Annotated in this window: 25 protein-coding genes and 1 pseudogene; 15 read left to right on the top strand and 11 right to left on the bottom strand. The window is 70.4% G+C overall.

What is annotated here, in order from left to right; all coding sequences use genetic code 11:
• Positions 1 to 41: 41 nt before the first annotated feature.
• The gene (locus ABZ027_RS34595) at positions 42 to 1,565 is read right to left on the bottom strand and encodes a TldD/PmbA family protein (RefSeq protein ID WP_356775377.1); all 1,524 of its coding nucleotides are present in this window, start codon (positions 1,563 to 1,565) and stop codon (positions 42 to 44) included.
• Between the two features lie 274 nt (positions 1,566 to 1,839).
• On the opposite strand from ABZ027_RS34595, the gene fabG reads away from it, so the two are divergent.
• The 3 genes from fabG to ABZ027_RS34580 all read left to right on the top strand — a co-directional run bounded on the left by fabG (position 1,840) and on the right by ABZ027_RS34580 (position 3,914).
• Positions 1,840 to 2,559, top strand: a complete 720-nt coding sequence (fabG, locus tag ABZ027_RS34590) for a 3-oxoacyl-[acyl-carrier-protein] reductase (RefSeq protein ID WP_356775375.1) — start codon at positions 1,840 to 1,842, stop codon at positions 2,557 to 2,559.
• Positions 2,560 to 2,564: 5 nt separating this feature from the next.
• Positions 2,565 to 3,332 (top strand): enoyl-ACP reductase FabI, encoded by a 768-nt coding sequence (gene fabI / locus ABZ027_RS34585; protein WP_356775373.1) that lies wholly within the window; start codon positions 2,565 to 2,567, stop codon positions 3,330 to 3,332.
• A gap of 174 nt (positions 3,333 to 3,506) precedes the next feature.
• On the top strand, positions 3,507 to 3,914 hold the full coding sequence (locus ABZ027_RS34580) for a hypothetical protein (protein ID WP_356775371.1): 408 nt from the start codon (positions 3,507 to 3,509) through the stop codon (positions 3,912 to 3,914).
• Here ABZ027_RS34580 and ABZ027_RS34575 read toward each other — a convergent pair.
• Positions 3,865 to 4,584 (bottom strand): FadR/GntR family transcriptional regulator, encoded by a 720-nt coding sequence (locus ABZ027_RS34575; RefSeq protein WP_356775369.1) that lies wholly within the window; start codon positions 4,582 to 4,584, stop codon positions 3,865 to 3,867. The two genes, ABZ027_RS34580 and ABZ027_RS34575, sit on opposite strands and share 50 nt — an antisense overlap.
• 73 nt (positions 4,585 to 4,657) lie before the next feature.
• Between ABZ027_RS34575 and ABZ027_RS34570 the strand changes: the two genes are divergently transcribed.
• From ABZ027_RS34570 to ABZ027_RS34555, 4 genes are all read left to right on the top strand, one after another.
• On the top strand, positions 4,658 to 6,004 hold the full coding sequence (locus ABZ027_RS34570) for a CynX/NimT family MFS transporter (RefSeq protein ID WP_356775367.1): 1,347 nt from the start codon (positions 4,658 to 4,660) through the stop codon (positions 6,002 to 6,004).
• 137 nt (positions 6,005 to 6,141) lie between these two features.
• Positions 6,142 to 6,258: an SGM_5486 family transporter-associated protein gene (locus ABZ027_RS34565; protein WP_086023195.1), complete on the top strand. Its 117-nt coding sequence runs from the start codon at positions 6,142 to 6,144 to the stop codon at positions 6,256 to 6,258.
• Between the two features lie 162 nt (positions 6,259 to 6,420).
• The gene (locus ABZ027_RS34560; protein ID WP_356775365.1) at positions 6,421 to 6,627 is read left to right on the top strand and encodes a hypothetical protein; all 207 of its coding nucleotides are present in this window, start codon (positions 6,421 to 6,423) and stop codon (positions 6,625 to 6,627) included.
• 65 nt (positions 6,628 to 6,692) lie between these two features.
• Complete coding sequence (locus tag ABZ027_RS34555; protein ID WP_356775363.1) at positions 6,693 to 7,211, top strand: histidine phosphatase family protein; 519 nt, start codon at positions 6,693 to 6,695, stop codon at positions 7,209 to 7,211.
• Positions 7,212 to 7,298: 87 nt separating this feature from the next.
• Here ABZ027_RS34555 and serB read toward each other — a convergent pair whose 3' ends face one another.
• Together serB and ABZ027_RS34545 are read right to left on the bottom strand one after the other, a co-directional pair.
• Positions 7,299 to 8,522, bottom strand: a complete 1,224-nt coding sequence (gene serB, locus ABZ027_RS34550; protein WP_356775361.1) for a phosphoserine phosphatase SerB — start codon at positions 8,520 to 8,522, stop codon at positions 7,299 to 7,301.
• 228 nt (positions 8,523 to 8,750) lie between these two features.
• Positions 8,751 to 10,760: a streptophobe family protein gene (locus tag ABZ027_RS34545; protein ID WP_356775359.1), complete on the bottom strand. Its 2,010-nt coding sequence runs from the start codon at positions 10,758 to 10,760 to the stop codon at positions 8,751 to 8,753.
• 241 nt (positions 10,761 to 11,001) lie between these two features.
• Here ABZ027_RS34545 and ABZ027_RS34540 point away from each other — a divergent pair, with 241 nt between their 5' ends.
• Positions 11,002 to 13,584, top strand: a complete 2,583-nt coding sequence (locus tag ABZ027_RS34540) for an FHA domain-containing protein (protein WP_356775357.1) — start codon at positions 11,002 to 11,004, stop codon at positions 13,582 to 13,584.
• 88 nt (positions 13,585 to 13,672) lie between these two features.
• On the opposite strand, the gene ABZ027_RS34535 is transcribed toward ABZ027_RS34540, so the two are convergent.
• From ABZ027_RS34535 to ABZ027_RS34525, 3 genes and pseudogenes are all read right to left on the bottom strand, one after another.
• A complete protein-coding gene (locus ABZ027_RS34535) occupies positions 13,673 to 14,641 on the bottom strand; it encodes a transglycosylase SLT domain-containing protein (RefSeq protein ID WP_356775355.1) in 969 nt (322 codons plus the stop codon).
• 296 nt (positions 14,642 to 14,937) lie between these two features.
• A pseudogene (locus ABZ027_RS34530) lies at positions 14,938 to 16,031 on the bottom strand (S-adenosylmethionine:tRNA ribosyltransferase-isomerase).
• Positions 16,028 to 16,723 carry an SDR family NAD(P)-dependent oxidoreductase gene (locus ABZ027_RS34525; protein WP_356775353.1) on the bottom strand — a complete coding sequence of 232 codons (696 nt, stop codon included), beginning with the start codon at positions 16,721 to 16,723 and terminating at the stop codon, positions 16,028 to 16,030. Before ABZ027_RS34525 ends, ABZ027_RS34530 begins: the two are co-directional and overlap by 4 nt.
• A 182-nt stretch (positions 16,724 to 16,905) precedes the next feature.
• Between ABZ027_RS34525 and ABZ027_RS34520 the strand changes: the two genes are divergently transcribed.
• The 3 genes from ABZ027_RS34520 to chpE all read left to right on the top strand — a co-directional run bounded on the left by ABZ027_RS34520 (position 16,906) and on the right by chpE (position 19,121).
• Positions 16,906 to 18,075, top strand: a complete 1,170-nt coding sequence (locus ABZ027_RS34520) for a GAF domain-containing sensor histidine kinase (RefSeq protein WP_356775351.1) — start codon at positions 16,906 to 16,908, stop codon at positions 18,073 to 18,075.
• Positions 18,068 to 18,709: a response regulator transcription factor gene (locus tag ABZ027_RS34515; protein WP_356775349.1), complete on the top strand. Its 642-nt coding sequence runs from the start codon at positions 18,068 to 18,070 to the stop codon at positions 18,707 to 18,709. The genes ABZ027_RS34520 and ABZ027_RS34515 overlap by 8 nt, the downstream gene beginning before the upstream one ends.
• 169 nt (positions 18,710 to 18,878) lie before the next feature.
• Complete coding sequence (gene chpE, locus ABZ027_RS34510; RefSeq protein WP_356775347.1) at positions 18,879 to 19,121, top strand: chaplin ChpE; 243 nt, start codon at positions 18,879 to 18,881, stop codon at positions 19,119 to 19,121.
• 204 nt (positions 19,122 to 19,325) lie between these two features.
• On the opposite strand, the gene ABZ027_RS34505 is transcribed toward chpE, so the two are convergent.
• Entirely contained in the window at positions 19,326 to 20,114 is a 789-nt protein-coding gene (locus tag ABZ027_RS34505) for a hypothetical protein (protein WP_356775345.1), read from the bottom strand.
• Positions 20,115 to 20,266: 152 nt separating this feature from the next.
• On the opposite strand from ABZ027_RS34505, the gene ABZ027_RS34500 reads away from it, so the two are divergent.
• The 3 genes from ABZ027_RS34500 to ABZ027_RS34490 all read left to right on the top strand — a co-directional run bounded on the left by ABZ027_RS34500 (position 20,267) and on the right by ABZ027_RS34490 (position 22,677).
• Positions 20,267 to 21,064: an ABC transporter ATP-binding protein gene (locus ABZ027_RS34500; protein ID WP_356775343.1), complete on the top strand. Its 798-nt coding sequence runs from the start codon at positions 20,267 to 20,269 to the stop codon at positions 21,062 to 21,064.
• A gap of 95 nt (positions 21,065 to 21,159) precedes the next feature.
• Positions 21,160 to 21,591 (top strand): NfeD family protein, encoded by a 432-nt coding sequence (locus tag ABZ027_RS34495; protein WP_356775341.1) that lies wholly within the window; start codon positions 21,160 to 21,162, stop codon positions 21,589 to 21,591.
• 138 nt (positions 21,592 to 21,729) lie between these two features.
• Positions 21,730 to 22,677 carry an SPFH domain-containing protein gene (locus ABZ027_RS34490; protein WP_356775339.1) on the top strand — a complete coding sequence of 316 codons (948 nt, stop codon included), beginning with the start codon at positions 21,730 to 21,732 and terminating at the stop codon, positions 22,675 to 22,677.
• A 106-nt stretch (positions 22,678 to 22,783) separates the two neighbouring features.
• Here ABZ027_RS34490 and ABZ027_RS34485 read toward each other — a convergent pair whose 3' ends face one another.
• From ABZ027_RS34485 to ABZ027_RS34475, 3 genes are all read right to left on the bottom strand, one after another.
• A complete protein-coding gene (locus tag ABZ027_RS34485; RefSeq protein WP_356775337.1) occupies positions 22,784 to 23,290 on the bottom strand; it encodes an HNH endonuclease in 507 nt (168 codons plus the stop codon).
• Between the two features lie 146 nt (positions 23,291 to 23,436).
• Positions 23,437 to 23,979 carry a YbhB/YbcL family Raf kinase inhibitor-like protein gene (locus tag ABZ027_RS34480; protein WP_356775335.1) on the bottom strand — a complete coding sequence of 181 codons (543 nt, stop codon included), beginning with the start codon at positions 23,977 to 23,979 and terminating at the stop codon, positions 23,437 to 23,439.
• 42 nt (positions 23,980 to 24,021) lie between these two features.
• A complete protein-coding gene (locus tag ABZ027_RS34475) occupies positions 24,022 to 24,804 on the bottom strand; it encodes a sporulation protein (protein WP_356775333.1) in 783 nt (260 codons plus the stop codon).
• Positions 24,805 to 24,941: 137 nt separating this feature from the next.
• Between ABZ027_RS34475 and ABZ027_RS34470 the strand changes: the two genes are divergently transcribed.
• On the top strand, positions 24,942 to 25,583 hold the full coding sequence (locus ABZ027_RS34470) for a DNA-3-methyladenine glycosylase (protein WP_356775331.1): 642 nt from the start codon (positions 24,942 to 24,944) through the stop codon (positions 25,581 to 25,583).
• Positions 25,584 to 25,943: the final 360 nt, after the last annotated feature.

The following is a 25,943-nucleotide window of genomic DNA, read 5'->3' as shown; positions in this document are numbered from 1 at the left end:
GGGACAACCCCCGGACCCCCGGCAGATCCTGGAGTTGACGTTCATCGACCGGCCTCCTGAGTCGTGTTGAGGATGTTGACGCCCTTGAAGAGAGCCGACGGGCAGCCGTGCGAGACCGCCGCGACCTGCCCCGGCTGGGCCTTGCCGCAGTTGAAGGCGCCGCCCAGCACATACGTCTGCGGCCCGCCCACCGCGGCCATAGAACCCCAGAAGTCGGTGGTCGTCGCCTGGTAGGCGACGTCCCGCAGCTGTCCGGTGATCCGCCCGTTCTCGATCTTGAAGAACCGCTGCCCGGTGAACTGGAAGTTGTAGCGCTGCATGTCGATCGACCAGGACCGGTCACCGACGACGTAGATCCCGCGGTCCACGCCTCCGATGAGATCCTCCGTGGCCATCCCGGCCGGGTCGGGCTGGAGCGACACGTTGGCCATCCGCTGCACGGGCACGTGCCCGGGGGAGTCCGCGAACGCGCATCCGTTGGACCGGTCGAACCCGGTCAGCCTCGCGATCCGCCGGTCCAGCTGGTAGCCGACGAGCGTGCCGTCCTTCACCAGGTCCCAGCTCTGGCCCTCCACGCCCTCGTCGTCGTACCCGATGGTCGCCAGGCCGTGCTCGGCGGTGCGGTCGCCGGTCACGTTCATCAGCTCGGAGCCGTAGCGCAGCTTGCCCAACTGGTCGAAGGTCGCGAAGGAGGTGCCGGCGTAGGCGGCCTCATAGCCCAGCGCACGGTCGAGTTCCGTCGCGTGTCCGATGGACTCGTGGATGGTCAGCCACAGGTTGGACGGGTCGACGACCAGGTCGTACAGCCCTGCCTCGACGCTCGGCGCGCGCATCTTCTCGGCGAGCAGCTCGGGAATCTGGTCGAGTTCGCTCTCCCAGTCCCAGCCGGTGCCCGTGAGGTACTCCCAGCCACGTCCCACCGGCGGTGCGATGGTCCGCATGGAGTCGAACTCGCCGCTCGACTCGTCCACCGACACGGCGGTCAGCTGCGGGTGCAGCCGGACGCGCTGCTGCGTGGTCACGGTCCCGGCCGTGTCGGCGTAGAACTTGTTCTCGTGCACGGTGAGCAGCGAGGCGTCGACATGGTCCACCCCGTTCGCCGCCAGCAGCCGCGCGCTCCAGTCGGCCAGCAGACCCGACTTCTCCTCGTCGGGCACGGTGAACGGGTCGATCTCGTACGACGAGACCCACGTCTTCTCGGCGTGCACGGGCTCGTCGGCCAGCTCCACCCTCTCGTCCGACCCGGCCGCCTTGATCACCTGCGCGGCCAGCTTGGCCATCTGCACGGCCTGCGACGCGACCTTGGCGGCGGCGTCGAGGCTCAGATCCACCCCGGACGCGAACCCCCAGCTGCCGCCGTGCACCACCCGCACCGCGTACCCGAGGTCGGTGGTGTCCGACGATCCGGAGGGCTTGGCGTCCCGCAGCCGCCAGGACGCGCTGCGCACCCGCTCGAACCGGAAGTCCGCGTGCTGCGCGCCGAGGGCGCGGGCGCGGGCGAGGGCGGCGTCGGCGAGGGCGCGTAGAGGGAGTGCCGTGAAGGCTTCGTCGATGCTATGAGGCACCTGCGTCTCTTTCTGTCGACGTGATGGTCGTGATCGTGGTCCGTGGTCGTGGTCCGTGGTCGCTCCGATCATGTCGTGCCGTCCCGCCCGCGGACCATACGTTTCCGACCGGCAGCCGCAGGTTTCTGTAGGGACCCGACAGCGCGGCCGGTAAGCCACTGTGGGCGCCCGATTGTCCGCGCGCGGGCCGCGACCGATAGGTTTTCGGGGAGAAGCCGCCTGTCATCCAGGTGTCCGGGCGGGTGTGTCCGACCGCTATCGAAAGGGTGATCCGTTGAGCCGCTCGGTTCTCGTCACCGGAGGCAACCGGGGCATCGGCCTCGCCATCGCCCGCGCGTTCGCCGACGCCGGCGACAAGGTCGCCATCACGTACCGCTCGGGCGAGCCGCCGGCCGCCCTGACGGAACTTGGCTGCCTCGCCGTCAAGTGCGACATCACCGACTCCGAGCAGGTGGAGCAGGCCTACAAGGAGATCGAGGCCGAGCAGGGCCCGGTCGAGGTCCTGATCGCCAACGCCGGCATCACCAAGGACCAGCTCCTGATGCGGATGTCCGAGGAGGACTTCACCTCGGTCATCGACACCAACCTCACGGGCACCTTCCGCGTGGTCAAGCGCGCCAACCGCGCCATGCTGCGCGCCAAGAAGGGCCGTGTCGTACTGATCTCCTCGGTGGTCGGGCTCTACGGCTCCCCGGGGCAGGCGAACTACGCCGCCTCCAAGGCCGCCCTGGTCGGCTTCGCCCGCTCCCTCGCCCGTGAGCTGGGCTCCCGCAACCTCACCTTCAACGTCGTCGCACCCGGCTTCGTCGACACCGACATGACGAAGACCCTCACCGAAGAGCAGCGCGCCGGCATCGTGTCGCAGGTGCCGCTCGGCCGGTACGCGCAGCCGGAGGAAATCGCCGCGGCGGTGCGGTTCCTCGCCTCGGACGAAGCCTCGTACATCACTGGAGCCGTCATCCCCGTTGACGGCGGACTGGGAATGGGTCACTGATCACCATGAGCGGAATCCTCGAGGGCAAGCGCGTCCTGATCACCGGTGTGCTGACGGAGGCATCCATCGCCTTCCACACCGCAAGGCTGGCCCAGGAGCAGGGCGCCGAGGTCATCCTGACCGCGTTCCCGCGGCCCACGCTGACCGAGCGCATCGCGAAGAAGCTGCCGAAGCCCACCAAGGTCATCGAGCTCGACGTCACCAACGACGAGCACCTCGGCCGGCTCGCCGACATCGTCGGTGAGGAGCTCGGCGGGCTCGACGGCGTCGTCCACTCCATCGGCTTCGCGCCGCAGGACGCGCTCGGCGGCAACTTCCTCAACACGCCGTTCGAGTCGGTCGCCACGGCCATGCACGTCTCGGCGTACTCCCTGAAGTCGCTGACCATGGCCTGCCTGCCGCTCATGCAGAACGGCGGCTCCGTCGTCGGCCTCACCTTCGACGCGCAGTACGCCTGGCCGCAGTACGACTGGATGGGCCCCGCCAAGGCCGCCCTGGAGGCCACCAGCCGCTACATGGCGCGCGACCTGGGCAAGCAGAACATCCGCTGCAACCTCGTCTCCGCGGGCCCGCTCGGCTCGATGGCCGCCAAGTCCATCCCGGGCTTCGCCGAGCTGGCCTCCGTGTGGGACAACCGCGCCCCGCTGGAGTGGGACCTCAAGGACCCCGAGCCGGCCGGCAAGGGCGTCGTCGCGCTGCTGAGCGACTGGTTCCCGAAGACCACGGGCGAGATCGTCCACGTGGACGGCGGACTGCACGCTGTCGGCGCGTGACACCACCGCCGCGACACGCTTGATGGGTGCGGGCTCGCTGTCCTTCCGGACGCGGGCCCGCACCCATCAGCCGTTCGGCCCCCTCGACCGGGCGCACAGCGGCCACGACCGCGCACTCTGGAGTAGGCGTTCACCACACGCCCCCCTCCCCAGCCCGGCCGAGGAGGTCCCCTTGTGTGCCTGTCCCGAAGCCTGGCCCCACTGACCGTCGCGGTCTGTCTCGTGCTGTCCCTGTCGTACGACGCGATGCCGTACGACGCCACGCCGTACGAAGCGGTGCGGCACGCGCGTGTGCAGGTACGGAAGGGCGCGGTCCCGGAGCCGTTCGGCGCCACCTGCCGCAGCCGGATCACCGGCTCCCGGGTGACCGCCTACTGCCACAACCCCTATGTGCCGGTCGATTTCGTCAGCCTGCACATCGAATGCGACCGCTGGTGGGACATCGACGGTGACGGCGCCGAGGTCGCGGCAGGGCCCGCCCAGACCGTGCGGCTGACCGGCCGCTGCTGGAAGGAGGTCCGGAGGGTGTGGGTCAGCCACCGCCGGGAGCCCCGGCAGCCGCAGGACCGGCCGGAGCGCTGAACCGGCCCGGGCGGCACAGGAACGGATAGCTCGCGGCCTCCGCAGCCGCCGCGGGCGCGTCACCCGCGCGGATCGCGTCGACCAGCCGTGCGTGGTCCATGTGCGCCTGAGGCGTCAGCTCCGCGCCGACGTCCTCACGCAGCCAGTCCCGCAGCACCTCGCCCAGATCGGCGTACATCGCGGACATCACGTCGTTGTGGGAGGCGGCCACCACCGCCAGGTGGAAGGTCGCGTCCGCCGTCACGAACGCCTCCGTGTCGCCGGAGTCCCAGGCCTCCTCGCGTCGCACCAGGAGCGCGTCGAGCTGCTTGAGGTCCTTCTCGGTGCGCCGTTCGGCGGCGAGCCGCGCGGCCGACGACTCCAGCGTGGAGCGCAGCTCGGCGATGTGCCGGGGGTCGGCGTCCGCGAAGCGGCGGTGCATCACCCCCGCCAGCTCGCTGGTCGCCACGACATAGGTGCCCGAGCCCTGACGGATGTCCAGCAGGCCGTTGTGCGCGAGCGCGCGGACGGCCTCGCGGACCGTGTTGCGGGCGACCCCGAGCTGCTCGACCAGCTCCGGCTCCGTCGGGATCCGCGAGCCGACCGGCCACTCGCCCGACGTGATCTGGTGCCGCAGCGCGGCGATGACCTGCTCGGACAGTGCCGACCGGCGGGGATGGCTCAGGGGCATGGCACAACACCTTCGCACGGGCGGGGCCGACAGAAGCGACCCGGGAGTGGACAACCAATCATCCTATGATTCTATGATGGGCCACATGCCAAGCGAGGAAACCCGGACGACGAAGGCCCCGAACGTCAGCCATCCGCCCCGCGTACCAGGTCCACGCGGGTCGGCCCCGAGCGACTTCCAGAAAGCCGCCGCACCCGTCGGCGACACCTCGCGCGCGTGGGCTACTCGCCTGGTCGTCGTCGGCATCGTGCTCTCCGCCCTGAACCTGCGCCCCGCCATCACCAGTCTCGGCGCGCTCCTCGAAGAGGTCCGCGACGGACTCGGCATGAGCGGCGGCGTGGCCGGACTCCTCACCTCCGTACCTCCGCTGTGTTTCGCCGTCTTCGGCGTCATGGCCCCGCGGCTGGCCCGCCGCTTCGGGCCGGGCGCGGTGGTGTGCGCGGGCATGGCGGCCATCGCCGCGGGCCTGCTCATCCGGCCGTACGCGGGCGGCACGGCCGGATTCCTGGCCGCCAGCGCCCTCGCCCTCATGGGCATCGCGGTCAGCAACGTCCTGATGCCCGTCATCGTCAAGCGCTGGTTCCCGGACCGGGTCGGCTCCATGACCGGCCTCTACTCGATGGCCCTCGCGCTCGGCACGGCGTCGGCGGCGGCCGTGACCGTGCCGGTGACCGAGGCGCTGGGCGGCAGCTGGCGTTCCGGGCTCGCGGTGTGGGCCGTCCTGGCGGCGACGGCCGTGCTGCCGTGGATTCCGCTCGTACGGGACCGGGGCACCGGATCATCCGCGGCACCGCGAGCCGCGGCCGAACCCTCGCGCGAGGAGGCACCGGCCGCGATACGGATCACCCGCAGCCGTACCGCCTGGGCGCTCGCCGTCTTCTTCGGCCTCCAGGCCACCGCCGCCTACATCACCATGGGCTGGATGGCGCAGATCTTCCGGGACGCGGGCGTCCCCGCGGGCACGGCGGGACTGCTGCTCGCCGTCACGATGGTCATGGGCGTGCCGCTGGCCTTCGTCATCCCGCGAGTCGCCACCCGGCTGCCGCACCAGGGGCCGATCGTCCTGGTGCTCGGTGTCTGCGGTCTGGCGGGGTACGCGGGCCTGTACTTCGCGCCGGCCGGCGGCTCCTGGGCCTGGGCCGTGCTGCTCGGCGTCGCCAACTGCGCCTTCCCGCTCGCCCTCACGATGGTCGGGATGCGGGCCCGGACCGGTCCCGGCGTCGCCCAGCTGTCGGCCTTCGCACAGAGCACCGGCTACCTGATCTCCATCCCGGGCCCGCTCCTGGTGGGTGTCCTCTACCAGAGCAGCGGCGGCTGGGGTCTGCCGATCGCCCTGATGGCGGCCCTCATGGTGCCGCAGATGGTGGTGGGCGTCCTCGCCGGACGCAACCGCACGGTGGAGGACGAGGCGGCCCGCTGATCGGGCCGCACGGTGGGGGACGAGGCGGCCCGATCCGGCCGCACGGCGGCGTCCGAGGCCGCCCGCTGACCGGGCGCGGGAGCCTCTGGCCTCACCCCGGGGGAGGCGTCACAGGGGACTGGTGCGAGACTTGCCGTATGCCAGTGCTCGATCCGAATCCCCAGAACGGCCAGAAGAAGATGCTGCTGGTCTTCGGCTCGTTCTTCGCCATCTTCGTGATCATCGCCATCATCGCGACGATCGCCTCGCCGTGACCTGATCGTCCGCCCAGGGGTGGGGCTAGCACCACCATCCCCTAGGGGGTGAGGGTCAGGGTCAACTGGGTGGATCACCGGATGGGTTGACGGGCGCGGATTCCGTAGCTTCGAGATGTGGCCGCGAGAGGCGGACACGGACCACTCGAAGCGGAGGCACCCATGTCGGCTCCTACGCACACCCGGCCCCACCCGGCCCCCCGGGGCGGCGTGGACATCCGGCTGCCCTGGTGGGCGCTCGCCCTGCCGACGCTCGCCTTCATCGTTCTGCTGGCACTGATCCTGAACCCGACGGACGCCCAGGCGGCGACCGGGGACCCCGCCGTCACCCGGCTCTTCGAGCGCCTCCAGCAGCTGATATCACGCTGAGCACGGCCGAAGCCGCCCGTCAACTCTCCGGGCCCGATGGCCTGTTTCATGCGAAGCTGGATCCCATGAGCGTCGCAGAACCCCGCAGGATCGTCCTCTTCCGGCATGCGAAGGCCGACTGGCCACAGGTCGCCGATCATGAGCGACCGCTCGCCGATCGGGGCCGAAAGGACGCGGCCGAAGCCGGACGGAGACTGACCGACACCGGTCTCTCCTTCGATCTGGCCCTGTGCTCCACCGCGACCCGGACCCGCGAGACCTGGAAACTCGCCGTCCAGGAGTTCGCGCAGCGACCTAAGACGGTCTACGAGGAGCGAATCTACGAGGCCTCGCCCGGTGAGCTGATCGCCCTGCTCAACGAAACCCCCGACGACGCGCGGCAGGTCCTCCTGGTCGGCCACAACCCCGGTGTGCAGGGTCTCGCCGACATCCTCGCCGGTTCGGCCGAGGGCGACGCCCGTGACCGGATGAGCCTGCGCGGGTTCCCGGCCGCCGCCTTCGCCGTCCTGTCGTTCGACGGCTCCTGGAAGGCGCTGGAGCCGGGCGTGGCCACCCTCCTCGACTACTGGGCACCGTCCGACTGACCCGACCCCGCGAGACGCACGCGAGAGGGGCCCAGCGCCGGGCCCCTCTCGTATGACGTTGTGCTCGGTTCTCGTACGAGGTCCCGCTCAGTCCTCCACGTGCGCGTCCGCCGCCTCGACCTCTTCGCGGGTGATGCCCAGCAGATACAGGACCGTGTCCAGGAACGGGACGTTCACCGCCGTGTGCGCGGCCTCCCGCACCACCGGCTTGGCGTTGAAGGCGACCCCGAGTCCGGCCGCGTTCAGCATGTCCAGGTCGTTGGCCCCGTCACCGATCGCCACCGTCTGGGACAGCGGTACGCCCGCCTCCGCGGCGAACCGGCGCAGCAGCCGCGCCTTGCCCGCACGGTCCACGATCTCGCCGGTGACCTTGCCGGTCAGCTTCCCGTCGACGATCTCCAGCGTGTTGGCCTGGGCGAAGTCGAGTGCCAGCCGTTCCTTCAGATCATCGGTGACCTGGGTGAACCCACCCGACACCACACCGACTTGGAAGCCGAGCCGCTTCAGCGTGCGGATCAGCGTGCGCGCCCCCGGCGTCAGCCGCACCTCGGCGCGGACCTTGTCCACCACCGAGGCGTCCAGCCCCTCCAGCAGAGCCACACGCGCGTGCAGCGACTGCTCGAAGTCCAGCTCGCCGCGCATCGCGGCCGCGGTCACCTCGGCGACCTTGTCCTCGCACCCGGCGTGCGCGGCGAAGAGCTCGATCACCTCGTCCTGGATGAGCGTCGAGTCCACGTCCATGACGACCAGGCGCTGCGCCCGCCGGTGCAGGCCCGCCGCGACCACCGCGACATCGACCCCGAGGGCCGCCGCCTCGGTCGCCAGGGCGGTGCGCAGGGTCTCCGTCTCCACACCGGACACCGCGAACTCCACGGCCGTCACGGGGTACTTGGCCAGGCGGAAGATACGGTCGATGTTGCCGCCGGCCCGGGTGATACGAGCGGCGATCGCCGCCGTCGCCTCCGCGGTCAGCGGATGTCCGAGCACGGTGACCAGGGAACGCCCCAGGCCCCGCGGCCGGTTGTCGCCGAGGCCGGAGATGATCTCCGCCTGCATCTTCATCGACTCCGCCCAGCTGTGGACGGTGGCGCGCAGATCGCCGTCGAGGCCGCGGGGCGGCGCGGTCACGAGCGCGCACAGCACCATCCGGCCACGTGTGACGACCTGCTCGATGTCGACCACGTCGACGGAGTAGGCGGCGAGGGTGTCGAAGAGTCCGGCGGTGATGCCCGGCCGGTCCTTCCCGAAGATCTTGACGAGAAGGGTGGGGACGTCAGAGGACTCATAGGATGAGGTCTGCGAAGCGCTCATGGTGGTTCCACCGTATCCGGCACGCAGTGCCGCCCGCTCCCCAGGTCCGTCTGACGGACACGGAACAGTGGGTGACGTGGCGGTGGCCCTGACCTTACGTGTCGACCACCGATTCGCGGCGCGGACCACCGCGGCGACGGCGGCTGAGCCACTCCGTCGTCGAAGGCCGTGCGACCACGGCATCGGCCGCCGGTCGACTCCGCAGGACTGCTCCGCGGGGTGGGCGGGTCAGTCTCGTCCCCGCTTCGGCCTCCCCGGCGGCGGGGGAGGAGCCAGGGGCGGTGGCGGTGGGGGCGGTCCGTCGTCCTGCGGGGACCGCGGGCGGCCTTCGGGCCGCGGCTCGGGAGGCTTGCGGGGTTTTCGGGGAGGCGGTCCCAGCGGCTGGGCCACCGTGGGCGCGCCGTACATGTCGACACCGGGCGGACGCCCCGGCCCGGGCGCCGGCCTTGTCTCCGGTGGCCGCGCGTCCCGCGGCTCCTCCGGCACCCGCAGATACGGGTTGGTGGCCGGGTTCGGTGGCCGGTGCGGCGAGCCGGGGGAGTAGGGCCCGGCCTCACCGGCGTACGGCCCTCCGGCCCCGGCCCCGTACCGACTCGACGGCCGCCCAGGCTCGCCCCCGTACGGCCCGCTGCCCCCGTCCCCGTACCGCCCGCCGCCCTCACCCTCGTACGGACCATGCCCCCCGTCCGCCCCCGGCGCCCCCACGCCCCGCACGCCCGCCACGTCCCCCCGTGCCAGCGGCGCCGCCCGTCGCCCCGCCGCCCCCGTCGCACGGGCGAGCAGCGCACCCAGGGCTCCCGCGACCGCGCCCCACAGCCCGCCGAGAAGCAACGCCGCACCGAGATGCCCGTGCAGGTCGATCCCGGCCCCGAACGCGTCGAAGCCGAGCACGGACAGCGAGGCGTCCACCGACACCTCCGTCAGCCAGGCGAGCAGGGGCAACGCCAACGCGGTCGCGATCCCCAGCCGCAGGGCACACCGCCCCGCGAAACCCGCGGTCCCCGGACGCCGTACACCCCCGGACCCCGCGCCCGCGAAGCTCCCCGTCCCAGCTGCCCCCGCGTCCTTTGCGGCCCACGGCCCCCCGCCCCGAGCCGACCCCGAATCCGGGGGACCCCCCGCACCCACCGGCGTCCGCACAGCCATCAGGACCCCCGCCGAAAGCATCATCAGCGCTGCCGCGACCCCCAGAAGCCACACCCGCCCGTCCAGTTCGGCCAGGCGACCCAGCGTGACGGACTGGTTCGAGCCGTTGCCCAGCAGGTCGTCCATGGGGGCCGGCAGAAGTCGCGTCAGTTCGCCCGTGGCCCTGCCGTTCCACGGCACGAACAGGCCGATCGGAACACCCAGCCACACCCCGTTCGGCGCGCCCAGCAGCGCCGCTCCCACGATCCGCTTCGGATGGTCGTCCCCGATCGCCGCGTACGCCGCCGCCGCGAACCCCGCGGCCACCGCCACCAGCCCCACCGTGACCAGGGCGGACGCGGCCGGTCGGACCACCCGGTGCACGGCCTCCCAGCCGCGCGGCAGCGGAGTCCGGCGCGAGGCCAGCAGCGCGATCAGCAGGACCGCGGCCGACCAGCCGAGCCCGCCGAGCAGGGTCGGCGCGGTGTCCACCGTGAAACCGACCGACGCCTTCGCGTCGATGAGCCCGCCGATCCGGTCCGGCAGCAGCCCCCCGATGTCCCCGATGTCCCCGAGGTCGCCCACCCCGGGAATCTCGATGCCGCCGCCCCCACCGCCGGGCAGATCGTCCAGACCCAGTGAGCTCCCGTCGATGGTGATGACGTCGTGGCCCGCCCAGGCCAGCCCGCCCAGTGTCGCCACGAACACCGCGACCACCGCCCCCGCCCGCGCGAGGAGTTCGGAGGGGGCGATCACAACTCCCGCCGTACGCAAGGACCTCAAGAAGAACCACGACAGCAGCAGCGCGCCCACCAGGCTGACCCCGAGTGGCGTGATCTCGATGGCTGTCGTCGCCTCAGCGCCCCTCAGCCCGAATGCGGAGACATCGCCGGACGGACTTATGGAACCACCCGCACCGAGAGCCACAACCGCCGCGGTCATCGGGCCGAGCGAACTCGCGGTGTCGGCTTGGAGCAGATGCAGGCCGAGCGCCGCCGTACCCGCCATGCCGATCAACGCCCAGCTCACGGAGGCGATCGCGGCGATCAGGATGTCGCCCCACGGCAGCCTCGTGCCCGGCTTCTCGGTCCCGCCGGTCAGGAACGCACTCATGGCAGACCCCCCGATCCGCTGCACGGCCGAGTCGCCGCGCATGTCCCCCTCGCGTCGTTTACCACTCTCCGGGCCGGTTTCAACCCCGTCAACGGAAACAGTCGAAACGGACGTACTCCTTCTTCACAAGGCCCGGGTTTCGGTCAGAGGGCCGAGCCTGAAATAGTTCCCGACGATGTTCGACATCCCTAGACTCCCTGTGATGGGGGTAACTCGGGGGACTACTCAGGTGGGGCATGGAGTGCCGGAACTCGTACTGGAATTGAACGGACGGACCTGGACGCTCGATGCGTCCAGGCCCTACACCCTCGGACGTGATCCGCAGGGGGATGTGGTGCTCGAGGACGCCAGGGTCTCGTGGCGGCACGCCACGATCAGCTGGAGCGGCCGCAGTTGGGTCGTCGAGGACCACGGCAGCACCAACGGCACGTTCGTGCGGGGGCAGCGGGTCCACCACATGGAGATCGGCCCCGGCTCGTCCGTGCACCTCGGCAACCCGACCGACGGGCCGCGCCTGGACCTCTCCGCGGCCGCGGCCGCCGTCGCCTCGCCGCAGGCACAGCCCCAACAGCAGCCGTACGCGGCCCAGGGCGCGGGCCCCGGCTGGGCAGCGGCCCCGCCCCAGCAGGCCTCCCAGCAGCAGGCACCGCCCCAACCGGCCTCGCCCCAGCAGGCCCCGCACCCCGGCTGGCAGCAGCCGCAGCAGGGCGCCGCGCCGCAGGTCCCGCAGCAGCAGGGCCCGGGTGACCCGTACGCCCAGCAGGTTCCCGGTGGTGGCGCGGGGGCGCCGCCGGTCTACGGCGACCGAAGCCCCACCACGTTCCACCAGTTCTCGCTGGGCCGCGTGATGCGGATCGGTCGGGCGCTGGACAACGAGCTGGTCGTCTCCGACCTCCAGGTCTCCCGGCACCACGCGGAGTTCCACGCCACGCCCGACGGCCGCCAGGAGATCCGTGACCTGGGCTCGCACAACGGCACGTACGTCAACGGCCAGCCGATCGCCAAGGGCGGCTCGCAGCTGCTCGGCCCGAACGACATCGTCGGCGTCGGCCACTCCACGTTCCGCCTGGTCGGCGACCGTCTCGAGGAGTTCGTCGACACCGGTGAGGTGTCCTTCTCGGCCCGCCATCTGACCGTCACGGTCGACGGCGGCAAGCAGATCCTCAAGGACGTCTCCTTCGGCGTCCCGGAGAAGTCGCTGATCGCGGTCATCGGTCCGTCCGGTTCCGGCAAGTCGACGCTCCTGAAGGCGCTCACCGGGTACCGGCCCGCCAACCAGGGCGACGTCCTCTACGACAACCGCAACCTCTACAAGCAGTTCGCCGAGCTGCGCCAGCGCATCGGTCTGGTCCCGCAGGACGACATCCTGCACAAGGAACTGACCGTCAAGAAGGCCCTCAAGTACGCGGCCAAGCTGCGCTTCCCCGCCGACACCACGGGCGCCGAGCGCGAGGCCCGTATCGACGAGGTGCTGCGCGAACTGAAGCTGGACATCCACAAGGAGAAGAAGGTCACCTCCCTCTCCGGCGGCCAGCGCAAGCGCGTCTCGGTGGCTCTGGAGCTGCTCACCAAGCCGTCACTGATCTTCCTGGACGAGCCGACCTCCGGCCTCGACCCGGGCATGGACCGCGATGTCATGCAGCTGCTGCGCGGCCTCGCCGACGACGGCCGTACGGTCCTCGTCGTCACCCACTCCGTCGCCGAGCTGGCGATCTGCGACAAGCTCCTCGTGATGGCGCCCGGCGGCTCGGTCGCCTACTTCGGTCCGCCGGAGGAGGCACTGAACTTCTTCGGCTACGACAGCTGGGCCGACGTCTTCTCCGCCTTCGAGAACTACCGCGACTACGACTGGGCGGGACGCTGGAAGGGCTCACAGCACTACCAGATGTACGCCGCGGACATCGACGCCGTCGCACCACAGTCCGTACAGATGCCGCCGATGCAGGCGATGAAGCCGCCGAAGCCGCAGGGCTGGATGTCCCAGTTCGTCACCCTGGTGCGCCGCTACACCTCGGTGATCGCCTCCGACAAGGGCTTCTTGGCCCTCATGGTGATCCTGCCGGCGGTCCTGGGCGCGGTGAGCCTGCTCATCGACTCCGGCAACAGCCTGCTGCCCAACCCCGCCAACCCGAAGTCCGGCCGGATCATCCCGAACGGCACGGCCACCACCGTCCTGTTGATCCTCGCGGTCGGCGCCTGCTTCGCGGGCGCCGCGAACTCCGTCCGTGAGCTGATCAAGGAACGGGTCATCTACGAGCGGGAACGCGCCACCGGCCTGTCCCGCTCCGCGTACCTGATGTCCAAGGTGTTCGTGCTCGGCCTGATCACCGTGTTCCAGGGCCTGCTGGTCGGCGTCATCGGGTTCGCCGGCCGGGAGATCCCGAAGGAGGGCGTGGTCCTCGGCAGCGCCACCATGATCGAGCTGTCCATCCCGATCATGGCGCTCGGCTTCACCTCGATGATGTTCGGCCTGATCATCTCCTCGCTGGTGAAGACGGCCGAGAAGACCATGCCGCTGCTGGTCATGTTCGCGATCATCCAGGTCGTGTTCACCGGCTGCCTGTTCACCCTGAACGGCGCGGTCGGCGTCAACGAGTTCTCGTATCTGATGCCGTCCCGCTGGGCGGTGGCCGCAGCGGGCGCCACGCTGGACTTCAACAAGATCAGCCCGCCCAAGGACGGTGGCGACACCGACCCGCTGTGGGAGCACACGGTCGGCGCCTGGGGCATGGACATGGCCGCCCTGATGGTCCTCGGCGTGATCTGCGGCTTCTTCGTGGCCCGCTTCCTGCGCCGCCACGAGCCCGAGGTCATGCGCAAGTGATCTTCTTCGTACGACAGTTCCGTACGACAGTGAAGGGCGGCACCCCGGTGGGGGTGCCGCCCTTCGGCGTGAAGAGGTCCGCGCGGCCTCAGTACGCGCTGTTGACGTTGTCCATCGAGCCGTACCTGTCGGCGGCGTAGTTCGCGGCGGCGGTGATGTTGGCGACCGGGTTGTAGATGTTCCAGGACGTGCCCGCGACGTGGTACGCCTTGAACGTCGGCGGGATGACCTGGAGCAGCCCCTTCGACGGGATGCCGTTGATGGCGTTGATGTCCCAGTTGTTGATCGCGTTCGGGTTGCCCGAGGACTCCCGGATGATGTTGCGGTACAGACCGTTGTACGAACCCGGGATGCCCTTGGCCTTCATGATGTCCAGGGACTCCCTGATCCAGCCGTTGAGGTTGTTGGCGTAGGTCTTCTTCGCGGCGACGGTCTTCATGTGCGGACGCTTGGCGGACCGGCTCGCGGCCTTCTTCGCCTTGCGGGCCTGCTCGGCCTTCTTCTTGGCGGCCGCCTCGGCCGCCCGCTTCTTCGCGGCGGCCTGGGCCCGGGCCGCAGCCTTGGCCTTGGCCGCCGCCTCCGCCTTTTCCTGCGCCTTGGCCTTGGCAGCCGCCTGCGCCTTGGCCTGCGCGTCGACGGCCTTGCCCGCGTCGACGGCCTTGCCCTGCGGGCCGGCGCCGGTGAGCTGCTCGGTGACGCCCGACTGCAGGCCCTTGAGCTGCTCGGCGCTGTAGGTCACGTGGGTGGGGGCGGCCGCCTCGGAGGTGGTCGTCTGCCCGCCCGGCACCGCGCTGAACGCGATCGCGGCGGCGCCGAGCGCGGAGACACCGGCGATCCCGATCTTGTGCTTCTTGGGCAGGGCGCGACTTCGGGACTTGATGTTCTGGATGTTCTCGGGCGCTCGCGACTTGATGCCCTCGATGTTCTGGAGCGTGCGGGACTTGATGTCCTGAACGTTGCGGTGCGTGCGGGACTTGATGTCCTGGGCGTTCCGCAGGGTGCGGGACTTGACGTTCTGGACGTTCTGGAGCGTGCGGAACTTGATGTTCTGGAGCATGCGGATGGACCTCTTCGAATAGCGCGGAGGTCGCTCGTCGTCCGGTGGGGGACAGGTGCTTCCGGCACAAACGCCGCGGTCCGAACCCGCGGCGCTGAGCGATGGCAGCCATTCTTAGCGGCCGCAAAATGCCCATGCAAAGGTGTGACGTACGACCCCGGGTAGTGGACCGGGGAAGGGCAAATCGGGACAGACTGGAACGTCTGCCCCGTTCAGGCAGGAACCCTTTGTCTCCTATTTGCCCTCGTACGTGATGTGCGCCCTATGTCCGGGCTCACATTGGAGGGGCGGCAGTCTCACCAACAGTTGCTGACGCAATGCTGTGAGTGAGGGGTTCGGGCGGGAGGACGAGGTGCACGTCCCCGAACTCGTGCCACAGGTAGAGCCCGCGCAGCGCCTCCTCGTAACCACGGGCGACCGCGGCCCGTCCGGCGACCGCCTCCAGCATCAGCAGATGCGAGGCCTCCGGCTCGTGCAGCCCGGTCAGCAGCCCGTCCACCACCCGCACCCCGCGCTCCGGGGTGACCACGAGATCCGTCCACCCCGCACACGCGCGCACGACCCCGTCGGGCCCGGCCGCCGACTCGACGGCCCGCACGGCCGTCGTACCGACCGCCACCACCCGCCCCGTCCCCGCCCGCACCGCGTTGATCGACTCCGCCGAGGCCTGAGACACCGCGAACCGCTCCGGATACGGCGGCTCGTGCGCCTGTGCCGAGGCCACCCCGGCATGCAGCGTGACCGGCGCGAACCGGACACCCCGGCTCACCAGCTCCGCCACCATCCGCGCGGTGAACGGCCGCGCCGCGCTCGGCATCTCCGCACTTCCCGACCCGTCCGCCGAGGGCAGCGCGAACACCGTCCGGTACACGGACAACGGCTGGTCCCGCTCCGTGTAGGAGTAGCGAATCGGCCGCCCGTACTCCCGCATCAGCCCGAGGACGCCCGAGCCCCTCGCGGCGGACACCCGAGCCCACCACAGCCGCTCGCTCCCCGCGCCCACCGGCTCCTCCAGCTCCAGCCGCACCCCGCCCGGCAGCCGCACCTCCGTCCCCGCGGGCCCTCCGGTACGCGCGCGCGTGGTGCCCGTCCCGTCGGGATCCCGCAGCTCCACCGCCCACCGCCCGTCGTCCCCGCAGGTGGAGAAGTGCACCACCACGCGCGCCTGCCCGATCCGCCCGTCCACGGCCGCCGCCAGCGTGGGTGACGTGTTGACGATCAGCAGATCCCCCGCCCGCAGCAGCCGGGGCAACTCCACGAACCCGTGGTGCGACACCTCCATGCCCCGCGACACGAGCAGTCGTACGGCGTCCCGGTCCCGCCCGTGCTCACGCTGCTCGGCCGGCACCCGCGCCGACAGCTCCTCCGGCACCTTCACCACCGGCGTCACGGCGACTCCAGCAGCGCGACGGCTCCGTACCGACCGCTCGCGGGCCGCTCGTCCAGCAGCCGCAGGAACGCCGGCACCACGGTCACCGGCTCGGGCCGCAGGTCCTCGTCCCCGGGTACGGCCGCCGCGTACAGGTCCGTCGCCATGTCGCCGGGGTCGACCGCCCAGACCCGCAACCCGGGCTCCTCCTCGCCCAGCACCGCCGTGAGATGGTCCAGGGCCGCCTTCGACGCCCCGTAGCCGCCCCACGTCTCGTACGCCTCCACGGCCGCGTCCGAGCTGACCGCGATCACCGCGCCCGCCCCGGAGGCACGCAGCATCGGCAGCGCCTCCTGGACCAGGCCGAGCGCGGCCACCACGTTCACCTCCAGCGCCCGCCGCAGTCCCGCCGGCGGCAGCCCCGCCAGCCGGACCAGCGGTTCGGCACCAAGCGCGCTCGCGTTGTTGACCAGCAGGTCGAGCCCGCCCAGCTCCCGCGCCGCCGCCACCAGCCCGGCGCGGTGGACGGCGTCCGTCACGTCCCCCGGCAGCGCCGTCACACGCGTCCCGTGCCCGGAGAGCGCGTCGGCCGCCGCCGCGAGTGCCGCGCCGCCCCTGGCGTCGAGCACCAGGTCCCAGCCGCGGTCGGCCAGAGCGTCGGCCAGCGCCCGCCCCAGCCCCTTCGAGGCCCCCGTGATGATCGCTACTGGCATGACAACCCCTCGTCCTCGATGCCTCCTGATCGGGATGCCCCCACCGTAGGAACCGGCTCACCCCCGCCGCCTCGGACGCGGGCCCCAGACGGGCGGGGTCCTTCGCCCTAGGCCCCCCGCCCTAGGCGACGGCCGCCACAGGTCCGATCCGCGCTGTCACACCCCGCCGGTACCGTGAGGACATGAGTCAAGGTCCCCGGTCCGGCCTCGCCGCGGTGAGTTCCGCGCTGCTGGCCATGAGCAGGCACCTGGAGGTGCGCGACGTCCTCAAGACGATCGTCGCCTCCGCGCGTGAACTGCTCGACGCGCAATACGCCGCGCTCGGCGTCCCCGACGATCACGGCGGCTTCGCCCAGTTCGTGGTGGACGGTGTCAGCGACGCCCAGTGGAAGGCCATCGGCCCGCTCCCGCGCCAGCACGGCATCCTCGCGGCGATGCTGCAGGAGGCCCGCCCGCAGCGCCTCGCCGACGTGCGCAAGGACCCCCGCTTCGAGGGCTGGCCCTCCGCGCACCCGGAGATGTCGGACTTCCTGGGCCTGCCGATCCGCGACGGCGAGGAGGTCATCGGCGCCCTGTTCCTCGCGAACAAGCAGCGGCACCGGGAAGGGACCCTCCCGAGCCCCGAGGCGGAAGGCCGGTGCGGCTTCACCGAGGAGGACGCGGAGCTCCTGGGGATCCTCGCCCAGCACGCGGCGATCGCCCTGACCAACGCCCGCCTGTACGAACGCAGCCGCGAGCTGACCATCGCGGAGGAACGCTCCCGGCTGGCCCACGAACTGCACGACGCGGTCAGCCAGAAGCTGTTCTCCCTGCGCCTGACCGCCCAGGCCGCCGCGGCCCTGGTGGACCGTGACCCCTCCCGCGCCAAGGGCGAACTCCAGCAGGTCGCCGCGCTGGCCGCCGAGGCCGCCGACGAACTGCGCGCCGCGGTGGTCGAGTTGCGCCCCGCGGCCCTCGACGAGGACGGACTGGTCGCGACCCTGCGCACCCACGTCCAGGTCCTCGACCGGGCACACTCCGCGCGCGTGACCTTCCTCAGCAACGGCGTCCGCGCTCTGCCCGCGTCCCAGGAGGAAGCCGTGCTCCGCGTCGCTCAGGAAGCCCTGCACAACGCCCTGCGGCACTCGGACGCCGGACACATCGACGTGGCGGTGGAACGACGCGGCAGCGGCGCCGTGCTCCGGGTGACGGACGACGGCGGCGGCTTCGATCCGAAGAAGGTACGCCGCGCGGGGCGTCACCTCGGCCTGGTCTCCATGCGGGACCGCGCGAGCGGGGTCGGCGGCAGGCTGACGGTGGAATCGGCGCCCGGCAAGGGCACCACGATCGAGTTGGAGGTCCCCGGTGGCTGACCCCATCAAGGTGCTGCTCGTCGACGATCACCAAGTGGTCCGCCGGGGACTGCGCACGTTCCTCGAGGTCCAGGACGACATCGAGGTCGTGGGCGAGGCGGCCGACGGCGCCGAGGGCGTCGCCCGTGCCGAGGAACTGAAACCCGACGTGGTCCTCATGGACGTCAAGATGCCGGGCATGGACGGCGTCGACGCACTGCGCAAACTTCGCGAACTGAACAACCCCGCCCGCGTCCTCATCGTCACCAGCTTCACCGAGCAGCGCACGGTCGTCCCGGCCCTGCGCGCCGGCGCCGCGGGGTACGTCTACAAGGACATCGACCCCGATGCCCTGGCCGGCGCCATCCGTTCCGTCCACGCGGGCCACATCCTCCTCCAACCGGAGGTCGCGGGCGCCTTGTTGTCGCAGGAGGACAGCAACTCGGGCCAGGGCAGAGGCGGTTCGCTCACGGAGCGGGAGCGGGAGGTGCTCGGACTGATAGCGGACGGCCGCTCCAACCGGGAGATCGCCCGCGCCCTGGTCCTGTCCGAGAAGACCGTCAAGACACACGTCTCGAACATCCTGATGAAGCTCGACCTGGCCGACCGCACCCAGGCGGCCCTGTGGGCCGTACGCCATGGTGTGACCGGCTGAGACGCACCCCGGCGCGCGCTCCGCACGGCAATACGGAGCGTTCCACTCCAGTCAGAGATTCATACCGTCGTGGGAATGTCCCCCGGATGGCGCATCCTTCGCCGATCCCCGCCGTTCTCCAGTGCGTGCTGCGGCGACTGCCGCGGCAATCGCTAGGGAGGGCTCAGAAGTGAAGAACCTGAAGAAGGCAGCGGCCGTGACGATGGTTGCCGGCGGGCTGATCGCCGCCGGTGCCGGAATGGCTTCCGCCACCGACGCGCACGCCGACGGCAAGGCCGTGGGCTCCCCGGGCGTCGCCTCGGGCAACCTGATCCAGGCTCCGGTGCACGTCCCGGTGAACGCGGTCGGCAACAGTGTGAACGTCGTCGGTGTGCTGAACCCCGCCTTCGGCAACCTCGGCATCAACCGCTGACACCCGTCGCCGAACGGGCAGTGACCTCCGGCCTCCCGGGCCCACCCGGGAGGCCGGTCCCTTTTCGTCTCGCGTCGGATCCGAACCGGAGGGCGGCCGGATCCCCGTACCGTCCCTGGCCCTCCGGCGTCGATCAGCGCACCACCCGCGGCCGGGCCGACCACGCACCCGCGGGAAGAACGCTCCTCAGGGCGCGACCGACGCTCACCGCACCCCCCTCTCCCGCTCCTCCACATACGCGTTGTACGCGGCGACAGCCGCCCGCCGAGCCGTCCGCTCCACCGGCCGCAGAGCCTCGGAACGCGCCCTCATCTCAGCGGAGCTGACCGCACCCCCGTGCCCGTTCCCGTAGGCCAGGGAAACGAGCAGTCCCACCCGCCGCGCCAACTCAAGCACCCGCACCGCCCGCGGCGGATACCCCGGCGCCAACACTTCCCGGCCCACCTCGGCCCGCGCCCGGTACGCCTCGACCGCGGCCTCGGCCACCGGCCCCGATCCGGCCACATCCAGCCGCGTGAGTACCTCGGTCGCATCCCGCAGCGCCTCCGCCAGCTCCCGCTCGGCCTCCCCGAGCGACGGCACGTCCGCGGGCGGCGCCTCCCGCACGGGAAGCACGTGCCACACCACCTCGACATGCACATCACCCTCGGGGCCGGCCTCGAACACCTCCGGCACCAGCCCCAGTGCGGCCCCGTGACAGACCACGGCCTCTTCCGCGTCCAAGGCCCGCGCGTTGAACTCCGGCGGTCCGCTCAGCCCCAGCGGATGCCCGGGCGCGGGCAGCGCGATCCGCAGTCCCACCACCCCGAGCGACCGCAACCGCCCCAACGCGAGCGTGAGACCGACGGGCGCCGACTCCCCCGGCAGCCCCTCCACGCGGTGCACCGCGTCCTCGCCCACGATGGCCAGTACGGCGTCGTCCGGCGAGACAAGTCCGGCCAACAGGGCATTTCCCCAGGCGGCAAGGCGTCCTGAACGCGGTTCCGAAAGCATGCCTCCACCCTAAGGACCGGACCGATTGAATGGAGCGGGGGACCGGTGGCGTAGATTTCTTCGAGGGGCTGCGCCCACCGGCGCGGCGGATCGAGCCACAGGCGAACGCGACAGCCGAGACCGGCCACACTGCAAGGGGAGACAACGCGCTCATGAGCGATGTTCTGGAGCTTCAGGACGTATCCGTGGTCCGCGAGGGCCGGGCTCTGGTGGACCAGGTCTCGTGGTCGGTGAAGGAGGGTGAGCGCTGGGTCATCCTGGGCCCGAACGGCGCCGGCAAGACCACCCTGCTGAACGTCGCGTCCAGCTACCTCTACCCCAGCAAGGGCACCGCCACCATCCTCGGCGAGACCCTCGGCACCCCCGGCACCGACGTGTTCGAACTGCGCCCGCGCATCGGTATGGCCGGCATCGCCATGGCGGACAAGCTCCCCCGGCGCCAGACCGTCCTGCAGACCGTGCTCACCGCCGCCTACGGCATGACCGCGGGCTGGCAGGAGGAGTACGAGGACGTGGACGAGCGGCGCGCCCGCGCCTTCCTCGACCGCCTCGGCATGAGCGAGTACGTCGACCGCAGGTTCGGGACGCTCTCCGAGGGTGAGCGCAAGCGCACCCTCATCGCCCGCGCGCTGATGACCGACCCCGAGCTGCTCCTCCTCGACGAGCCCGCCGCCGGCCTCGACCTCGGCGGTCGCGAGGACCTGGTACGCCGCCTCGGCCGTCTCGCCCGCGACCCGATCGCGCCCTCGATGCTCATGGTGACCCACCACGTCGAGGAGATCGCCCCCGGCTTCACCCACGTCCTGATGATCCGCCAGGGCAAGGTGCTCGCGGCCGGTCCGCTGGAGCTCGAACTCACCTCCCGCAACCTCTCCCTCTGCTTCGGTCTCCCGCTCGTCGTCGAGCAGGTCGGCGACCGCTGGACCGCGCGGGGCCTGCCGCTGTCCTGAAACCGGCCCGGACCGTGTGAAAACCCGGGTAAGAAGCTGTTCCCAGGCACTGTGCGCCCTGTCGGCGGCAGGACCCGCGGCCCTACCATGACCACGTGAACGACATCGACGCATGGGTGTGGTGGCTCGTCGGCGCGGCAGCGCTCGGAATCCCGCTCGTGGTGACCGCGATGCCGGAGTTCGGCATGTTCGCGGTGGGCGCGGTGGCCGCCGCCACCGCGGCCGGGTTGGGCGGAGGCGTGGTCGTCCAGGTGCTCACCTTCGTGATCGTCTCGGTCGCCCTCATCGCCGTCGTACGGCCCATCGCCACCCGGCAGCGTTCACAGCGACCCCAACTCGCCACCGGTGTGGATGCGTTGAAAGGCAGACAGGCCGTCGTCCTGGAACGCGTGGACGGCTCCGGCGGCCGGATCAAACTCGCCGGCGAAGTCTGGTCGGCCCGCTCCCTGGACACCGGCCATGCCTACGAAGTAGGCGAGGAAGTGGACGTCGTGGAGATCGAGGGCGCCACCGCGATCGTCATGTGACCTCTGCCCGCTGGGGGCGGGACGTAACTGAACGGAACGGTCACGAGGCACGCGACGGTCTGTCAGACTCGACCAGCAAGATCTTCAACAACCATAAGATCTTCCGAAAGCGCCACGGAGAAGGGGTCGGGGAACAGGATGGAACCGGTCATCATCGTCTTGATCATCCTGGTGGTGTTGGTCTTCATCGCCTTGATCAAGACGATCCAGGTCATCCCGCAAGCCAGCGCGGCCATTGTCGAGCGGTTCGGCCGCTACACGCGGACACTCAACGCGGGACTCAACATCGTCGTCCCGTTCATAGACACCATCCGCAACCGCATCGACCTGCGTGAACAGGTCGTGCCGTTCCCGCCCCAGCCGGTGATCACCCAGGACAACCTGGTCGTCAACATCGACACCGTCATCTACTACCAGGTGACCGACGCCCGGGCCGCGACCTACGAGGTCGCCAGCTACATCCAGGCGATCGAGCAGCTCACCGTCACCACGCTGCGCAACATCATCGGCGGGATGGACCTGGAGCGGACCCTGACCTCCCGCGAGGAGATCAACGCGGCCCTGCGCGGTGTCCTCGACGAGGCCACCGGCAAGTGGGGCATCCGCGTCAACCGCGTGGAACTGAAGGCCATCGAACCGCCGACCTCCATCCAGGACTCGATGGAGAAGCAGATGCGCGCCGACCGTGACAAGCGCGCCGCGATCCTCACCGCGGAAGGTACGCGCCAGGCCGCCATCCTCACCGCCGAGGGTGAGAAGCAGTCCCAGATCCTGCGCGCCGAAGGTGAGGCCAAGGCCGCCGCCCTGCGCGCCGAGGGCGAGGCCCAGGCGGTCCGTACCGTCTTCGAGGCGATCCACGCCGGCGACCCGGACCAGAAGCTCTTGTCCTACCAGTACCTCCAGATGCTCCCGAAGATCGCCGAGGGCGACGCCAACAAGCTCTGGATCGTGCCCAGCGAGATCGGCGACGCCCTCAAGGGCCTGTCCGGCGCCATGGGCAACTTCGGCGGCATGGGCGGCGTTCCGGGCGCAGGCAACTCCGGCAACGGCGGCACCGAACGCCGCGAAAAGCCGTCGATCGACTGACACCGCCTCAAAACAAAGGTTCCCCGCACCCACCCCAGGGGCGCGGGGAACTGCGCGACCGGCCACAACGGACCCGCGCCCGCAACACGACCCGTCCCGGCAGCCGCTACGCCGCCTCCCGCGCCAGCCAGTCCGGCAGCGCCCCCAGGTCGTCGTTGCCCAAAGACAACAGCATCGCGTCAGCCGGCGTCGGCTCGAACGGCAGCCGCAGCAGCGGCATGTCCGCCTCCTCCGGAGTCCGGTTGGCCTTGCGGTGGTTGTCCTGCGCGCACGACGCCACCGTGTTCAGCCAGGTGTCCTGACCACCCTGCGATCGCGGCACCACGTGGTCCACGGTCGTCGCCCGTCTGCCGCAGTACGCGCACCTGTGCCGGTCCCGCACCAGGACACCGCGCCTCGACCACGGTGCTTGTCTTCGGAAGGGCACCCTCACGTACCTGCACAGCCTGATCACCCGGGGCGCCGGTATGTCGACCGCGGCTCCGCGCATGCGCAGTTCCGGGTGGGACTGTTCGACGACGGCCTTGTCCTGGAGCACCAGAACGACGGCTCGGTTCAACGTCACCGTCGACAGCGGCTCGAAGCTCGCGTTCAGTACCAGCGTGTCCCGCATGACCAGCCCACCTCCCGTGTGCACCCGCCCACCCCTCGGCGGACTGGGATCAACTCTGGCCGGGCACGCCGAGATGGACAACGAAATAAAAAGTGCCCGCCCCTGATCACTTCCATGACCAGGGGCGGGCAAACGTTCCATGAACGTCAGGCTTCTTCGGCGGGCACCTCGTACTCACCGACCAGTTGGGCACGCGCGATGGCGTGGAACCTCAGGTTGAAGCCCACGACGGCGGGAGAGGCGTCCGAGTCCGGACCGAGCTTCTCCTGGTCCACCGCGTACACCGTGAACACGTACCGGTGCGGCCCGTCCCCCGGCGGAGGGGCGGCCCCACCGAATTCCTTCGTCCCGTAGTCGTTCCGCGCCTGTACGGCACCCTCCGGCAGCCCCTCGAACTTGCCGCTGCCCGCACCGGTCGGCAACTCCGTCACTGAGGCCGGGATGTCGAACACGACCCAGTGCCAGAACCCGCTGCCGGTGGGAGCGTCGGGGTCGTAGCAGGTCACGGCGAAGCTCTTGGTCTCGGGCGGGAAGCCCTCCCACCGCAGGTGCGGCGAGGTGTTGCCGACCGCGTGGACCTGAGCGTCCTTGAGCGTCGCGCCCTCCGCGACCTCCTCGCTCGCCACCGTGAACGACGGCACGGGCGGATGGAAGTCGTGGGGGAGTGGCCGCCTCTTGAGCTCGGGCACCTCGGTACCTCCTGATCGGTTCTGGAGTCTGTGGTTCCGAGCCTAGAACCAGTTGCGCCTGCTGCCGACTTCGGACAGCCACTGGTTGAGGTACGCGGCCCAGTCGGTGCCCTGGTAGTCGTGCAGCCCCACCTGGAACGACCGGAAGGTGTCACTGCCCTCACTGAACAGGCCCGGCTTCTTGTCCATCTCCAGGATGACGTCCATCGCGTTCGCGTCCGCGACGAAGCTCAACTCGACCTGGTTCAGGCCGCGGTACTGCTGCGGCGGCAGGAACTCGATCTCCTGATAGAAGGGCAGCCTCTGGCGCGTACCGCGGATGACGCCCCGCTCCATGTCCGCGCTCTTGAACCGGAAGCCCAGCTGGATGAAGGCGTCCAGGATCGCCTTCTGCGCGGGCAGCGGGTGCACGTTGACCGGGTCCAGGTCACCGGAGTCCACCGCTCGTGCGATCTCCAGCTCCGTGCTCACTCCGATGTGCATCCCCGGCAGCGAGTATCCGTCGATCGTCGTGATCGGCGTCTCCCACGGGATCTCCAGCCCGAAAGGCACCGCGTGCACGGCGCCCGACTTCAGCTCGAAGGCGCCGCCGAGCCGCTGCTTGGTGAACTCGATGTCCTGCTTGTACTCCTGGTCACCGCTCTCGACCTCGACCTTGGCCTGCAGACCGACCGACAGTGCCTCGATCTGCTGGTCGACGGACCCGCCCTGGATCCGCACCTCACCCTGGACGACACCACCCGGAACGACGTTGACCTCGGTCAGCACCGTCTCCACCGAAGCCCCGCCGGCCCCCAGGCTCGCGAGCAGCTTCTTGAACGCCATGTCTCTCCCTCTCGTGTGGATCCTTGATCCTTAGAAACGCGCTCCGGTCGCGACCGGTTCCGGGTCCTCACCCTGGCAAGGCGAAGGCCCCCGCACCACCCCGTTGCGCCCACCCGTCTGCACTACCCTCGGACTGCATGATCGCGACCCCCGACCGTACGCCCCTCTCCAGGGAGTTCTTCGACCGACCTGTCCTGGAAGTCGCCCCCGACCTCCTGGGCCGCACGCTCGTACGCACCACGCCGGACGGCCCGATCGCTCTCCGCCTCACGGAGGTCGAGGCCTACGACGGCCCGAACGACCCCGGCTCACACGCTTATCGCGGCCGCACCGCCCGCAACGACGTGATGTTCGGTCCCCCCGGACACGTGTACGTCTACTTCACCTACGGCATGTGGTTCTGCATGAACCTGGTGTGCGGCCCCGAGGACAGGGCGAGCGCCGTTCTGCTCCGTGCCGGCGAGATCGTCGACGGCGCCGAACTTGCGCGGAAACGTCGCCTATCAGCCCGAAATGACAAGGAATTGGCCAAAGGCCCGGCCCGCCTCGCCACCGCCCTGGGCGTGGACCGATCCCTGAACGGCACCGACGCCTGCACCTCGCAGGACACCCCGCTACGGGTCCTGACCGGTACGCCCGTCCCCTCCGACCAGGTACTGAACGGCCCCCGCACCGGTGTGGCCGGCGACGGAGGCGTGCACCCCTGGCGCTACTGGATCGCCAACGACCCGACCGTGAGCCCCTATCGGGCCCACGTGCCCAGGCGTCGCCGAAGTTGACGCACCTCCCCAAGATGCGTAACGTAGCTCCAGCCGCTTGAACCGGGTACGGCGATCGCCTGCAGCCGGAAGTGGCCAACCCACTACCTACGACTCCCTCCAGCGGGGGCGAGTTCGACGTGTCCGCACGTCCGAATTCGGAACCTGCGGAACTCGATTATGAGTTGGCTCGGGAATCGGCTAACGTAGTGAATGTCGAAAGGCCGACAGGCGAAAGCCAAGGCCTTCCGGCAAACCCCCTCCGGCAGGGAATCGGACCCGAAAGGATCTGATAGAGTCGGAAACGCAAGACCGAAGGGAAGCGCCCGGAGGAAAGCCACGAGAGAGTCTCTCGGGTGAGTACAAAGGAAGCGTCCGTTC

Source organism: Streptomyces sp. NPDC006332, from assembly GCF_040612855.1.
In the GTDB taxonomy this organism is placed as follows: Bacteria; Actinomycetota; Actinomycetes; order Streptomycetales; family Streptomycetaceae; genus Streptomyces.
This window is presented reverse-complemented; position numbering and strand designations above follow the sequence as displayed.

What these genes read in the sequence shown, in the direction of transcription:
- ABZ027_RS34535 (WP_356775355.1), bottom strand. Translation starts at nt 14,641, where the DNA reads ATGCTCCAGAACATCAAGTTCCGCACGCTCCAGAACGTCCAGAACGTC.
- ABZ027_RS34560 (WP_356775365.1), top strand. Translation starts at nt 6,421, where the DNA reads ATGTCGGCTCCTACGCACACCCGGCCCCACCCGGCCCCCCGGGGCGGC.
- ABZ027_RS34555 (WP_356775363.1), top strand. Translation starts at nt 6,693, where the DNA reads ATGAGCGTCGCAGAACCCCGCAGGATCGTCCTCTTCCGGCATGCGAAG.
- ABZ027_RS34575 (WP_356775369.1), bottom strand. Translation starts at nt 4,584, where the DNA reads ATGCCCCTGAGCCATCCCCGCCGGTCGGCACTGTCCGAGCAGGTCATC.
- ABZ027_RS34525 (WP_356775353.1), bottom strand. Translation starts at nt 16,723, where the DNA reads ATGCCAGTAGCGATCATCACGGGGGCCTCGAAGGGGCTGGGGCGGGCG.
- ABZ027_RS34485 (WP_356775337.1), bottom strand. Translation starts at nt 23,290, where the DNA reads ATGCGGGACACGCTGGTACTGAACGCGAGCTTCGAGCCGCTGTCGACG.
- ABZ027_RS34545 (WP_356775359.1), bottom strand. Translation starts at nt 10,760, where the DNA reads ATGAGTGCGTTCCTGACCGGCGGGACCGAGAAGCCGGGCACGAGGCTG.
- ABZ027_RS34520 (WP_356775351.1), top strand. Translation starts at nt 16,906, where the DNA reads ATGAGTCAAGGTCCCCGGTCCGGCCTCGCCGCGGTGAGTTCCGCGCTG.
- ABZ027_RS34490 (WP_356775339.1), top strand. Translation starts at nt 21,730, where the DNA reads ATGGAACCGGTCATCATCGTCTTGATCATCCTGGTGGTGTTGGTCTTC.
- ABZ027_RS34565 (WP_086023195.1), top strand. Translation starts at nt 6,142, where the DNA reads ATGCCAGTGCTCGATCCGAATCCCCAGAACGGCCAGAAGAAGATGCTG.
- serB (WP_356775361.1), bottom strand. Translation starts at nt 8,522, where the DNA reads ATGAGCGCTTCGCAGACCTCATCCTATGAGTCCTCTGACGTCCCCACC.
- fabI (WP_356775373.1), top strand. Translation starts at nt 2,565, where the DNA reads ATGAGCGGAATCCTCGAGGGCAAGCGCGTCCTGATCACCGGTGTGCTG.
- ABZ027_RS34475 (WP_356775333.1), bottom strand. Translation starts at nt 24,804, where the DNA reads ATGGCGTTCAAGAAGCTGCTCGCGAGCCTGGGGGCCGGCGGGGCTTCG.
- ABZ027_RS34505 (WP_356775345.1), bottom strand. Translation starts at nt 20,114, where the DNA reads ATGCTTTCGGAACCGCGTTCAGGACGCCTTGCCGCCTGGGGAAATGCC.
- ABZ027_RS34570 (WP_356775367.1), top strand. Translation starts at nt 4,658, where the DNA reads ATGATGGGCCACATGCCAAGCGAGGAAACCCGGACGACGAAGGCCCCG.
- ABZ027_RS34500 (WP_356775343.1), top strand. Translation starts at nt 20,267, where the DNA reads ATGAGCGATGTTCTGGAGCTTCAGGACGTATCCGTGGTCCGCGAGGGC.
- ABZ027_RS34470 (WP_356775331.1), top strand. Translation starts at nt 24,942, where the DNA reads ATGATCGCGACCCCCGACCGTACGCCCCTCTCCAGGGAGTTCTTCGAC.